Genomic DNA, 12644 nt, shown 5'->3' with positions numbered 1-12644 from the left:
AGCTGAACAACTCCGATCAGCTGCGGCTGAACCAGTTCAACCAGCGAAGAGGCCACGGGTAGCGCGGGCCACCTTGCGATGTGACCAGCGCAATACGCTGCTGAATCAATCCCAGCAGGCTCGGACGCTCTTCTTCAGCTTCTTCTTCGTTTGTGTAAATCAGTCCGGTCAGGATAGGCAGCGCTTCGGCTGCGTTATCAACTGCCCATAAGTGAAACTGGCCTTCGCGAACGGCGTCTACAACCTGCGGATGCAGGCAAAGATTACGCACGTTGCTGGTTGGCAGAATGACCCCTTGCTTACCGGTCAAACCGCGACGCTGACAAACTTCGAAGAAACCTTCGATTTTCTCATTCACGCCACCAATGGGTTGCACATTCCCAAACTGATCGACAGAGCCGGTGACCGCAATTTGCTGGTTAATCGGCTGCATCGACAACGCACTGATGAGTGCGCAGAGTTCAGCGAGGGATGCGCTGTCGCCGTCCACTTCTCCGTAAGACTGCTCAAACACAATCGAAGCGGAGAAGGGCAGAGGCTGGTCGAGTTCTAACTCGGAAATCAAAAAGGCCTGCATAATCATCATGCCTTTGGCATGCAGATTACCGCCTAATTCAGCTTTGCGTTCAACGTCGGTAAATTCGCCGTCGCCGGTGTGTACGACACAACTAATACGTGAAGGTTCACCTAAAGCGCACGGATGACCCGGATATTCCAGAACGGAAAGGCCGTTAATCTGCCCGACGACTTCACCTTCTGTTTCAATACGGATTTGCCCAAGCTCAATTTCGTCCTGCATACGTTCCTGCAGGTAGCTTTCGCGCCATGCACGTGCATTCGCGGCCGCTTCAAGAGATTTGGCACTGAGCAACTCGTCTTCATTGTAAAGCGCGGCTTCACTGAGCTGAGTATTCAGCCAGACCGGATCGAGAGTCAGGCTTCCCTGATCGGTGCTGTGGCGAATGGCAATTTTCAGAAACTCAGGCCAGGCATCGGCAGCAAGACGCGGGATCTCAAGCTCATCGGCCAGCGTGTTAACGTAACCACACCAGGTTTCCATGTCACTTTCTTCGGTCAGTGGCAGGTCCGCTTCAAATTCGCCATAGATGGCAGAATCAATCAGCTCCGGTTCCATATCGCTGAGGTCGCCCAGCGACAAGCGATCGCCCACCAGAATAAGACGCAGATCCAGAGGCATCGGAGGCACCGTCACTGGCAACGGTTTTGTCTCATCCGGAGATACCCAGTGATACTGGCCTTCAGTGATCATTTGCTTAAGTCGCAACCACATCAGTGGCTGAGCGATGAGTGTGCGGATAGACAGCACTAAAACACCGCCATTGACCTGATGAACCAGACCCGGTTCGAGTTGAATCTGGTCTTTAAACAGGCGAACACAGCCAAACAATTGTTCCGGCTCAATCCATTCGCGGTACTGGCAGGTAAAGCTTGCAGCAAAGGTATCTTCTGAAGATTTAGCCGCCAGCAGCGTCACCTTATTACCGTCAATATGATAGCGGTTGCCAATAACTTCAGTTTGTTCCGGCAGCAGGCTGCTGACCACATCAGCGATGCGTGACAAGTACTCGCGATTTTCCTGCGCTTTGAGCGTCATAAAACGCGCACGGGAACGGGGATGACAAAACAGCGTTAAACCATTTTCCAGCCGGGGCTGAGTGCCTGCGAAATCGACAGGGGCTAACTGGGAAGCCGTTGCAAAAATTGCCTCGTAAGGCGCGGTATCGGGCAGTAAAAGCTGCCAGTCAAGTCGGTTATTGGTCAATGTGTTAGCTGTTTTCTATAAAAGGGAAAGAGCGATTATACAAGAATAAATCCGGCTGCATACAATCAGAGTCGCAGCACAATTGGTCTTAGTGCACATTGCTGAACGGGTGCTTAAAAAACAGGCAAAATAAGCGGGTTTATTTGGGGTGAAAATTGAATTAAAGCTGTTATGCTTAGTAAAGTTACGTGGTCACCGAAGAGTTCACGATGAAATATCAGCAACTGGAAAATCTCGAAAGCGGTTGGAAATGGAAGTATCTGGTGAAAAAACACCGGGAAGGTGAGCGGATTACTCGTCATTTGGAAAACAGCGCTGCTGAAGAATCCGTGAATCAACTTCTCAGGCTGGAAAACGAACCTGTTAAGGTGACGGATTGGATTGTTAATAATATGAATCCGTCTCTGGAGAATCGGCTAAAACAAACCATCCGTGCCCGCCGTAAGCGTCATTTTAATGCTGAACATCAGCATACGCGTAAGAAGTCCATTGACCTGGAATTTCTTGTCTGGCAGCGACTGGCTGGACTGGCGCAAAGGCGCGGAGCAACATTGTCTGATACGATCATTCAGTTGCTTGAAGATGCGGAACGTAAAGAGAAGTACGCAAATCAGATGTCTTCTCTTAAAGAAGATCTGGAACAAATCCTCGGTAAAAAAGAGAGCTGAGTCTCTCTTCTTCCTTCCCCGAATTCTTCACAGACTTTCTCATCAGAAGGCATTTCCCTGACTTTTCATAAGAAGACATAAAAAAACCCCGCCGAGGCGGGGTTTTTGATATCTGTAGCAAAAGCTAAAGAGTGTTATTAAGCCTGTGGCTGAGTAACAGTATCTTTGTAGCCTTTAACTTCGATTTCTACACGACGGTCTGGTGCCAGGCAGTCGATCAGAGCAGCACGGCCTTTAACGGAGTCACAGGTAGAACCGGTAACTGGGTTAGATTTACCCTGGCCTTGTGCAGAGATCTTGTTAGCAGGGATACCTTTAGATACCAGGTAATCTACTACGCTCTGAGCACGTTGCTCAGACAGTTTCTGGTTGTATTGTTCTGAACCGATACGGTCGGTGTAACCCAGAACGATAACAGAACCGTCTTTAGGATCGATTGAGCTCAACTGGCTGTACAGCTGATCCAGAGCCTGTTGGCCTTCTGGTTTCAGAGTTGCTTTGTTGAAGTTGAAGAGAACGTCAGATTTCAGAGTGAATTTCTTAGTCTCAACAACTGGAGCTGGTGCTGGTGCTGGAGCAACAACTGGAGCAGCTTCTTCTTGACCGAAACGGTAAGAAACACCCACAGCCAGCATGCCGTTATCAGGACGTGCGCCAACAGTAGCAGCGTCACCGATGTTGTTAACCCACTGGTAATCCAGACGGGTAGCCCAGTTTTTGGTCACTGCGTATTCAAGACCAACGGCTGCCAGTGGAGAAACACCGGTGTCGTGATCGCTTACGCGGCCAGCTGCGCCATTGTCGAAGTTACCTTTAGCGTCTGCACGCCAAACCATACCACCCAGACGGGTATAGATGTCCAGATCGTCAGTCAGTGGGTAGCTCAGTTTAGCAGCCAGCTGAACGCCTTGTGCTTTGAACGCGCCATTGTTTACGCTGCCTTTGTAAGGCATACGGCCAAGCCAGTCATATCCCATTTCAAAGCCCAGGTATTGGTTCGCTTGGTAACCCAAGAACGCACCTGCACCCAGTTGGCTCTCGTGGGTAGGGCCGTTGCCGATACCTTCGTAAGCATTTGCGAAACCAGTGTCATGGTATTGGGACCAGCCCAATTTACCACCGGTATACCAGGTGTTATCTTTAGGGGCGGCTTGCGCTACGGTAGCGAAACCTGCCAGTGCCACTGCTAATGCGATAGCTGTCTTTTTCATTTTGCGCCTCGTTATCATCCAAATAGGCAATTGAGCTTTAAGCTTTTTAAGCCCTTGGTTAAAATCCTTACGCCAAGATTATTGCTTCATTTCAGAACTTGCCACTTTACGTTGGCATTATTGAGCAACCTTGGCGTTGTAAAGTCTACAACGTGGCGCGAAACTTACAAGCTTGATGTGTTAACACCGTGGAAAAAAAGGGAAAAACGTACACATTTCTTAACGGCTTTGACCAATTACTGACAATTTTCGAAGACAATCTACATTCAGGAAGCCCGTTTTTACTGGGTTCCGGAGCTTTCGCAGCACAAATCACTAAGTTCCCCATTATTTTCGTAGGAACATTCCTATTTTGAACTAATGGTACACAGAAGAGTGAATTTTTACTGTTGAGTGATGTCCACTAGCTGAATTCTGTTCATTTGTTGGCTTCATGATGAAGCCGTAAGCTCCCCCCTGACGGGCAGCAATTTGTAATCTTTCCCTCTCTGCATCATTCAAATCTGGCAACCATCCAAGCACGACACTGTAGTTACCCGTTTGCAATGCTTTTTCCATGGCATCGACAGTAGACATCGCAGTGATCTGATTCACCTGCACCATTTTATCCACCGGTAGCCCGGACTCTGATAACCAGTGGCGGCTCAATTTTTGTTGTGGTGTCAGCCACAACAACCAGCGTGATTGCATGCCGAGATGTTGCAGCAGGGGCAGCAGTAACTGAGCAAAAGCAGGTTGGCTCGCACTATAGACGAACTCAGTGATCAGACCATTATTCAAGGATGCAGACGTATTTACCTGTGCACGGGAAACGGGCAAAGCAAGCTGACTAAAATGATGATTTGTATGGTGTTGAGTTCGCATAGAGATGTACCCCAGTGAGTTACTGTATGGATGTACAGTACTCTGGCGATGAGCAAAGATCAACCCAATTTTTCCAAGACATCTCGCAAATATTGAAGGCAATACACTGCAACTGCATTTTATGTTTGTTGCCACTCACGACATTGCGTATTTTGCATTTAGCGGTTCTGGTAATTCAAATTGGAAGTCAGGAATGAATGTGAAAAGGATAACGCAATGATAAATAAATCAAAAAAAAGAGTACTTGAATGTCTGGAACTGTTTGCCCCACTGGGCAATATACGATCGCGAACGCAGTTTGGCGGATTCAGTTTATCGGCCGATCGAGCCATGTTTGGTCTGGTGTCTGACGGAGAATTATTCCTGAGGGCGAATGATGATACAGAAGGTCATTTTTGTCGGAAAAAAATGGAACGTCTGATCTACCGCAAGCGCGGGATGGATGTGCATTTACGCTATTTCAAAGTCAGTCATGAGCAGTGGAGTGATCCCCACATTTTGCTGAGACTGGCGAGAGTTTCAATCAAAGGGATGCGTCGTGAAATTGAAGCAAAGAAAAACAGTGAAGCATCACGTTTGAAAGACTTACCTAATCTCTCGCTGGCTCTTGAGCGGATGCTGTGGCAAGTCGGTATCGAGAATTCGGGGGACCTTCGGATGCAAGGTGCGTGCGGGGCATACCTGAAATTGTGTGCAATAAAAAAAAAGAATTTGGGCATTAATTTGCTGATGGCACTGGAAGGCGCAATTTTAGGTTTTCATGAAGCGGCCTTGCCGACGGCGTCGAGAGAGTTTTTAACTCACTGGTTCAACCATCAGCAAGAAAAGTATCCGATGACGCACTAACCCGCAGCACATGATGGCTGCGGGTTGTCAGACCGGGTTATGAGCAGGCAAGATTTTACTGTTAAGACTGGTGAGTTCAGGTAAATGAGCCACCAGTAATCCAATTTGTTGCAATACCAGCTGTTCTTTACTGTCCGAATCCGGGGTTCTCATCTGAATGCGGGCACTGAGATTTTCAAGAGCCTGCTGAATACGCCCGGATTCAGCAGGCAGATGGTGCAGAGCCCCGTCCACGCAGCACACTGCATCATCCAGCAAGCTCAGGGTTTCAGCATCTTCGAGTTTTTCACGATGTGCCCCGAGCGCAGAAATATAGCTCAGCATCGTATGGTTGAGGCACAGCAAGCGGAATGCGGCATCCAGAGTCGTTGTGTCGTTATTTTTCTCCGAACTCATATTCGAGACTACTGACGCCAGTTCCGCATCACAGTTATGCGCATCACGGCGTGCCAGACGATAATCGAGACTGTTGTCTTTTCCCTGATGGTATTGCACCAAAATAGCGTCAAGGTAGCGGCAGTTGGCATCGAAAGTTTTGCTGACAACGCGGTCGATTTGCCTGAATTTCCAGTCCGGCCAGATAAATGTCACTGCAGCCCAGGCAATACCACACCCAATCAGCGTATCGATGACGCGGGGTATGGCGATTTCAAAACCCTCTCCCAGCAAGTTGAAACACAACAACACCAGCAGGGTAATAAACATCGTTGCCTGCGCATATTGCACCGTGCGAAAGGCGAAGAATAATAAACCGCTGATAACGATCAGGATCATTTGCCCGTCAATAGAAGGCACGAAGTACAGTATCGGAATACCCAGCGCGATACCGGCAAGAGTGCCGATAATCCTTAACGCCAGCCTGCGGCGTGTGGCGCTATAGTTCGGCTGACAGACAAACAAACTGGTGAGCAATATCCAGTAGCCATGATGTAAACCACTGACCTGAAGAAACACGTAACCGACAAACAGAACGACTGACATACGCACCGCATGGCGGAATAATACTGACTGCGGCGTGAAGTGCCGCGATATACGCAGCCAGATATCATCAACTCCCGTCAGGCGATCTTCGGCAAACGTGTTTTTCCCGGTTTCATTATTCTCAGGCAGTGACTGTTCGGATTCAATATTGGCCAGTTGTGCATCAATGGCGTGCAGATTGCGTAAAAGATGGCGTAACGCCTGCAACATTTCACGATGCTCGCCCTGAGATTCCAGGCGTTTCAATGCTTCTTCCAGCCGCGCAAACGCCCGCTCAAATTGGGTGTTATGCTGATATTTCTGACGATATAAAATGCATTGTGACAGCTGCAAACAGGCCCGGGCTTGCATACTCATCAGCCGCTGGAAACGGAACAGAATGTCACTGTGATGGAATTGTTCACTCAGCTTTAGATACTTCACATGCGACGAACTCGCGCGTTCGTGAATATCCTGCACCACGAAATAATAATGCAAAGTCCTGCGCGTTCCTTTCTGACCGCGGTCACCTTTCAGACGGGTTTGCAGCGTATTTTTAGTCTGATTAAGCGTGGAAACCAGCTGTCCGTTAGCCATCGCCAGCTCAACCAGTTGCTGATTATTGTCTTCCTGATCGGGGTCGAACAAGGTCGCTTTGGCTTCCAGATACGCCGCGAGTTGTGTGAAGCAGCGTGAAATCTGATCCTGTAGTGGCCGGATAGGAAAGATAATATGCCCGGCCAGCGTCAGCAGGTTATACCAGATGGCACCGGCCAGCAGGAGCAGTGGTTGCTGATACCAGATGTGATACATGCTCGTACCAAGCATGGTATAGATGGCGATCAGCAGCGCGCCAAAAGCAATAGTGGCATAACGCTGGCCGAGTGCGCCGAGCAGAATAAACCCGCAGGTGGAAAGCATCAGTCCCGGCGCAAATAGCCAGGGATAGGGGAAAAGTAATTCGATTGACGCTGAAGCGATGAAAAAGCATACCAGCGTAATCAGCAAATTGCGCAGCCTGCCGGCTAGACGATCGTCAAGATCAGCCAGCGCGGCGGCGACGACACCGAGCGTCAGCGGGATAGTCAGCGTAATCTCACCCAGCCACCATGGAACGGCGGCCGCGCCTGCCAGAGCAATGAAAATCCTGATGTGATAAAGAACATTGCTGTTATAGGCATAACGCCTTAAGCCCGGTGCAATCGAAAGCACTAAAAAACCCCACCTTAAAAATCAAAAATGATGAAAATCAGCGAATGCGTCCATCTTTCATCAGACGGCTGGCATTCGCTTCACGAACTTGTCTGGCGAGCTCGACGGAAACCACCCGGCGTCCGACCGGCCACAGTGCGATAACGGCGATTTTAAAATTCGCGATGCCCACCGGAATGCCGATAATACTGATACATTGAGCGATACCCGCCATGATGTGGGACAAGCATAACCACCAGCCGAAGAAAATAAACCAGAATATATTCAACAGAGTACCACCGCCGGACATCAGCGCATTGCGTTTTTCAGGATACAATTCATCAACATGTACGGCTTCGTTGCCAAATGGCATCAAAGACAGACGGGTGATCTCCCAGCAAGAGCGGGTGAGGGGCAGGGTAAAGATCAGTACGATGCTCACCAGCGTGGCAAATAGCCAGGCGAGAGTGGTAAAGAAACCACCTAAAACAAAGTTGAGAATATTGAGAACTGTGCGCATGTCTGCTCTTCCCGAAGATATGAAAAGTTAAAGGAATTCATGTTTCCCAAAAGGAAACATACTTCTTATTCTACCCTGTTTTGGAACGTGGATCGCCTGCGCTTATCAAAGGTAAACTCTTAAATACACTTGCATGTAAAATTATAAACATTACCTTTCCGTCAGGAATTTTAGAGAAAATACGGTGTGATGATATGGAATTGAAATCGACCTCATTCGGGAAACATCTGGCGCAGCATCCGTACAACCGGGTGCGTCTGCTTAATGCGGGCGTTGAAGTCAGTGGCGATAAACATCACTACCTGATCCCTTTTAATCAGCTCATCCAGATCCGCTGTAAGCGCGGCATTGTCTGGGGTGAGCTGGAATTTGAATTGCCGGAACAGAAAGTCGTCCGTCTTCATGGTACCGAATGGCAAGAAACTCAGCGGTTTTATCAGTACCTCCTTAATATCTGGCAGACCTGGAGTCAGGAAATGAGTGGTGTCAGCGCGGGGGTATTGCACGGACAAATCGAAAAAATCACGCAGATTGAGCAGCAGGATAAATGGTTCAAACGGGCTGATTTAGCCGATGTACAAAAAGATATTCAGGAAGCTTTTTCTGCGGTTCCGGTGCCCGTAGAACGCCTTAATGATTTTGACAATTGCCGTGATGATTACCAGACCTGCCTGCGCTGGCTGGAGCAGGGGAAGCGCAGTGTCACACAACGTAATCTGGCCTGGACCGAACGGGTCATTGCGGATAATCGCGATTTTTTCGATACCGTTGAGGTTTCGCCTCTTAACGAAAGTCAGTGTCGCGCCGTGGTCAATGGTGAGGACTCCGTTCTGGTGCTGGCCGGTGCCGGTAGCGGTAAAACATCCGTGCTGGTGGCGCGTGCTGGCTGGTTGTTGCGTCGTCAGGAAGCACTTCCCGAGCAAATTCTTCTGCTGGCTTTCGGGCGTCAGGCTGCGGATGAAATGAATACCCGTATTAAACAACGGCTGCACACTGACGGGATTAAAGCCAAAACCTTCCATGCGCTGGCGTTACAAATTATTCAGGAAGGGAGCAAAAAAGCGCCGAAGATAAGCAAACTCGAAACGGATGCTAAAGCGCGTCGCTCGCTGCTGATCAAAACCTGGCAGCAACAGTGTGCGGAGAAAAAAGTCCAGGCCAGCGGCTGGCGGCAGTGGATGACCGACGAGCTGGAATGGACGGTTCCTGACGGTGATTACTGGAAAAATAAATCCCTGGCAGAACGTCTCGGAAGCCGTCTCGAACGCTGGCTCAGCCTGATGCGTATGCACGGCGGCAGTCAGGCAGAAATGATTGAAAGTGCGCCGGAAGAAGTCAGAGACCTGTTCACGAAACGCATTCGCCTGATGGCGCCGCTGATGAAAGCCTGGAAAACCGCGCTCAAAGATGAGGGCGCGGTAGATTTCTCTGGGCTCATCCATCAGGCGGTGAATATTCTGGAAAAAGGCCGCTTTGTCAGCCCGTGGAAGCATATTCTGGTGGATGAATTTCAGGATATTTCGCCACAGCGCGCATTGCTGCTTTCTGCCTTACGTAAGCTCAACAAACACACCAGTTTATTTGCGGTCGGGGATGACTGGCAGGCGATTTACCGTTTCAGTGGCGCCGAGCTTTCGCTTACCACCGCCTTTGCCACAAACTTTGGCGAAGGCGCGCAATGTGCGCTGGATACCACGTACCGGTTCAACGATCGTATCGGCGAGATTGCTAATAAGTTCGTCCAGCAAAACCCTCATCAGCTGAAAAAACCGCTGAACAGTCTGACCAAAGGTAACAAGAAGAATGTCGTGATCCTGCCTGAGGACCAGATGGAAAAACTGCTGGATAAGCTCAGCGGATACGTCACGGCCGACGAGCGGATTTTGGTGCTGTCGCGCTATCACCATCTGCGTCCGCAAATTCTCGAGAAGGCGGCAACGCGCTGGCCAAAACTCAATCTGGAATTTATGACCATTCACGCCAGCAAAGGGCAACAGGCAGAATATGTGATTATTGTCGGGCTGCATGAAGGGAACGACGGTTTCCCGGCGGCGGCGCGCGAATCCCTTCTGGAAGAAGTCCTGCTTCCGAAACCTGAAGACTTTATGGATGCTGAAGAGCGGCGTTTATTGTATGTGGCCATGACGCGGGCGAAGCATCAGGTCTGGCTGATGCAGGATAAACAGCGTCCGTCGGTATTTGTAGAACAGCTGGAAGATATCGGCGTTCCGGTGCAGCGTAAACCCTGAAATGACAGACCCGGCAATCGCCGGGTTTTCTTTTTAACTTTGATGACTTTTATCAGTGCGAGCTTTCACATCACTCTTTCAGGCGCGACCATAAATAGCGTTGATAGTCGGGAATCACAATATCGACTTCAGACTGGAATAACGGGGAATTGATGAGGAAATCCGCGGTCGCCACATTGGTCGCTACCGGAATATTCCACACAGTTGCGAGACGCAGCAGGGCTTTCACATCGGGGTCATGCGGAACCGCATTCAGCGGATCCCACAGAAAAATCAGCAAATCGATTTTGCCTTCGGCAATCATCGCGCCAACCTGCTGATCGCCACCCATCGGGCCGCTCAGCATACTTTTTACATTGATGCCGGTATTACGCTGCACCAGATTACCGGTGGTGCCGGTTGCGTAGAGAACATGTTTGGAAAGTTCGGCGACGTTTTTGTCCACCCATTTCATCAGGGTGTTTTTACAGTGGTCATGCGCGACCAGAGCAATGTGTTTTTGTTTTGCGATCGTACGGGTCGTGTATTCCATCAAATTCCCTTCAACGCGAAAGTAAGAGTGGATCACAGAATACTGAAAGTCCGTTTTACTGCAAAGGGCGGGGGCGATAATTCAGTGTTTACAGAAAGATTGCGTGATGCAGGTTAAGTTACGATGTCCGTTCCTGTTCACCTGGCAGCTTAAACCAGAGCAATAATTGTTCGAAGCTGGCGTTGGCAGCCAGTCGTGTCCATAGCGGATGGAGATAAGTAATTGAAATTTTCGACGGTGTTTCCTGAGCCAGTGCCGTTTTTTTATCCGTGAATCCTTTCGCAAACAAAGGAACAGCTGCACGTGCGCCGGACAAATTGTAGGTAATCATCAATTTTTCAGCGTCCGCAGTGTGGCCGGGATTAAACATATTCAGCACATCACGTTGGGTCGGTATTTGCCGACCCTGATCATCAACCAGCTGATAATTCATCTGCTTGTTAAATTGCGCCGCCTCAGTTTCGTTGCTCAGTTTTGGCAAAACGAAAGAAACGGAACGACTGCTTTTGGCGTTGAACGTCACAATAAGCGCAGGGGAGTGATACATCGGCATCAAGCCGGCGCGAAGATTTTTGCTGACCTGAAACAGTATCTGATGCTGACCGCCGTCGAGTTCCAGACTGTCCGCACCTTTCAGAATAGCGCCAGACATTTGTTTGCCGTCGATCACCAGAACGTCAACATCCGGAGACAATTTGAGTGAGGTCGCCGAAGCTGACGCCATCAGGCTGAGACTCGCTAATGCGACCAGCGCATGACAGACTTTCATTCTTCTCTCCCCAAATACCAAATTGCTCATCGTCTATTATTCAGCAATGGCGATAATGTGTCAAAGTTTTACAAAATGTTTTTAATTAACACGAGCAAGGTGAGGCAAGTCGCCTTTTTGAACCACGGGCTGTCGGAATAGCCAGCCTGCGTTACACTTAACGAATACAGGTAAAAGGAGATAATCCCGTGCAAGATAATGATATTCGCAAGATTCTTGAAGAAGTGAAAACTATCGCACTGGTCGGTGCCAGTGACAATCCGGGGCGTCCAAGCTATGGCGTGATGGCGTATCTGCTTTCTCAGGGCTATGAGGTGATTCCGGTCAGCCCGAAACTGGCAGGCAAGGAGTTACTGGGGCAAAAAGCCTACGGATCTCTGGCAGAAATTCCGCATCCGGTGGATATGGTGGATGTATTTCGTAATGTCGAAGCCGCGTATGGCGTGGCGCAGGAAGCGATTGCCATTAAGGCCAAAGTGCTGTGGCTTCAGTTAGACATAATCAATGAACAGGCTGCCGTGCTGGCAAAAGAGGCCGGATTAAAAGTCGTGATGGATCGTTGTCCGAAAATCGAAATTCCGCGTCTGGGGATGGAAAAGTAACCGCCATCTCTAATCAGCAAAGAAATGTAGCAATAAAAAAACCGGCCATCGAAGCCGGTTTTTAATTTTAAGAGCGTGCCGCAGGAGCAGACTTAGTTACGCAGGCGTGGCGCCATAAGCTGTCTGCGGACTGATTCAGCCAGGTCATCCAGAGACGTTTGCTCCGGATGAGAACGCGCGGCTTCGTGATCAATCTGAATCTCCGCCAGATAGGTATGAACCGGCTGGCCTTCTTCATCTTCCATCACCACGTGATACCAGGGAGCGGTGCGCATGGAATCGTCAGCGGCGACATCGTCGACACCGGGCTTTTCGAGCGAATACTCTGCATCGACATCAATCACCACACCTAAGTAACCTAACAGTCTGTGGCGAACCTGCTGGCCGATACCGAATTTACTGGCAATCATAAGTCACCTCCCAAAATAATACATTGATCTCTATATGGA

12 protein-coding genes are annotated in these 12644 nt (G+C 49.4%); 4 read left to right on the top strand and 8 right to left on the bottom strand.

Annotation, left to right across the window (positions count from 1 at the left end):
• Positions 1-16: 16 nt before the first annotated feature.
• Positions 17-1783, bottom strand: coding sequence for an AAA family ATPase (locus CKQ54_RS16910; RefSeq protein ID WP_120161268.1), 1767 nt, complete (start codon positions 1781-1783; stop codon positions 17-19).
• A gap of 209 nt (positions 1784-1992) precedes the next feature.
• Here CKQ54_RS16910 and matP point away from each other — a divergent pair, with 209 nt between their 5' ends.
• The gene (gene matP / locus CKQ54_RS16905; protein ID WP_112287382.1) at positions 1993-2451 is read left to right on the top strand and encodes a macrodomain Ter protein MatP; all 459 of its coding nucleotides are present in this window, start codon (positions 1993-1995) and stop codon (positions 2449-2451) included.
• Between the two features lie 137 nt (positions 2452-2588).
• Here matP and ompA read toward each other — a convergent pair whose 3' ends face one another.
• Complete coding sequence (gene ompA / locus CKQ54_RS16900) at positions 2589-3662, bottom strand: porin OmpA (protein WP_112287383.1); 1074 nt, start codon at positions 3660-3662, stop codon at positions 2589-2591.
• Positions 3663-4019: 357 nt separating this feature from the next.
• Positions 4020-4526: an SOS-induced cell division inhibitor SulA gene (gene sulA, locus CKQ54_RS16895; RefSeq protein WP_120161270.1), complete on the bottom strand. Its 507-nt coding sequence runs from the start codon at positions 4524-4526 to the stop codon at positions 4020-4022.
• Positions 4527-4742: 216 nt separating this feature from the next.
• Here sulA and CKQ54_RS16890 point away from each other — a divergent pair, with 216 nt between their 5' ends.
• On the top strand, positions 4743-5372 hold the full coding sequence (locus CKQ54_RS16890; protein ID WP_120161272.1) for a TfoX/Sxy family DNA transformation protein: 630 nt from the start codon (positions 4743-4745) through the stop codon (positions 5370-5372).
• Between the two features lie 27 nt (positions 5373-5399).
• On the opposite strand, the gene yccS is transcribed toward CKQ54_RS16890, so the two are convergent.
• Complete coding sequence (gene yccS / locus CKQ54_RS16885) at positions 5400-7544, bottom strand: YccS family putative transporter (protein ID WP_120161274.1); 2145 nt, start codon at positions 7542-7544, stop codon at positions 5400-5402.
• A 37-nt stretch (positions 7545-7581) separates the two neighbouring features.
• Positions 7582-8043, bottom strand: a complete 462-nt coding sequence (locus CKQ54_RS16880; RefSeq protein WP_112287387.1) for a YccF domain-containing protein — start codon at positions 8041-8043, stop codon at positions 7582-7584.
• 194 nt (positions 8044-8237) lie between these two features.
• Between CKQ54_RS16880 and helD the strand changes: the two genes are divergently transcribed.
• Complete coding sequence (gene helD / locus CKQ54_RS16875; RefSeq protein WP_120161276.1) at positions 8238-10292, top strand: DNA helicase IV; 2055 nt, start codon at positions 8238-8240, stop codon at positions 10290-10292.
• 70 nt (positions 10293-10362) lie between these two features.
• Here the strand turns inward: helD and mgsA are convergent, their stop codons facing one another.
• Both mgsA and CKQ54_RS16865 read right to left on the bottom strand, forming a co-directional pair.
• The gene (gene mgsA / locus CKQ54_RS16870) at positions 10363-10824 is read right to left on the bottom strand and encodes a methylglyoxal synthase (protein ID WP_112287389.1); all 462 of its coding nucleotides are present in this window, start codon (positions 10822-10824) and stop codon (positions 10363-10365) included.
• Positions 10825-10942: 118 nt separating this feature from the next.
• On the bottom strand, positions 10943-11593 hold the full coding sequence (locus CKQ54_RS16865) for a YccT family protein (protein WP_120161278.1): 651 nt from the start codon (positions 11591-11593) through the stop codon (positions 10943-10945).
• Positions 11594-11781: 188 nt separating this feature from the next.
• On the opposite strand from CKQ54_RS16865, the gene CKQ54_RS16860 reads away from it, so the two are divergent.
• Positions 11782-12195 (top strand): CoA-binding protein, encoded by a 414-nt coding sequence (locus tag CKQ54_RS16860; protein WP_112287391.1) that lies wholly within the window; start codon positions 11782-11784, stop codon positions 12193-12195.
• A gap of 92 nt (positions 12196-12287) precedes the next feature.
• Here CKQ54_RS16860 and hspQ read toward each other — a convergent pair whose 3' ends face one another.
• Positions 12288-12605, bottom strand: coding sequence for a heat shock protein HspQ (gene hspQ / locus CKQ54_RS16855; protein ID WP_112287392.1), 318 nt, complete (start codon positions 12603-12605; stop codon positions 12288-12290).
• Positions 12606-12644 lie beyond the last annotated feature (39 nt).

The sequence above is a fragment of the Rahnella variigena genome, from assembly GCF_003610915.1.
GTDB classification, from domain to species: domain Bacteria; phylum Pseudomonadota; class Gammaproteobacteria; order Enterobacterales; family Enterobacteriaceae; genus Rahnella; species Rahnella variigena.
This window is presented reverse-complemented; position numbering and strand designations above follow the sequence as displayed.

What these genes read in the sequence shown, in the direction of transcription:
- CKQ54_RS16880 (WP_112287387.1), bottom strand. Translation starts at nt 8,043, where the DNA reads ATGCGCACAGTTCTCAATATTCTCAACTTTGTTTTAGGTGGTTTCTTT.
- sulA (WP_120161270.1), bottom strand. Translation starts at nt 4,526, where the DNA reads ATGCGAACTCAACACCATACAAATCATCATTTTAGTCAGCTTGCTTTG.
- mgsA (WP_112287389.1), bottom strand. Translation starts at nt 10,824, where the DNA reads ATGGAATACACGACCCGTACGATCGCAAAACAAAAACACATTGCTCTG.
- CKQ54_RS16865 (WP_120161278.1), bottom strand. Translation starts at nt 11,593, where the DNA reads ATGAAAGTCTGTCATGCGCTGGTCGCATTAGCGAGTCTCAGCCTGATG.
- CKQ54_RS16890 (WP_120161272.1), top strand. Translation starts at nt 4,743, where the DNA reads ATGATAAATAAATCAAAAAAAAGAGTACTTGAATGTCTGGAACTGTTT.
- hspQ (WP_112287392.1), bottom strand. Translation starts at nt 12,605, where the DNA reads ATGATTGCCAGTAAATTCGGTATCGGCCAGCAGGTTCGCCACAGACTG.
- helD (WP_120161276.1), top strand. Translation starts at nt 8,238, where the DNA reads ATGGAATTGAAATCGACCTCATTCGGGAAACATCTGGCGCAGCATCCG.
- matP (WP_112287382.1), top strand. Translation starts at nt 1,993, where the DNA reads ATGAAATATCAGCAACTGGAAAATCTCGAAAGCGGTTGGAAATGGAAG.
- ompA (WP_112287383.1), bottom strand. Translation starts at nt 3,662, where the DNA reads ATGAAAAAGACAGCTATCGCATTAGCAGTGGCACTGGCAGGTTTCGCT.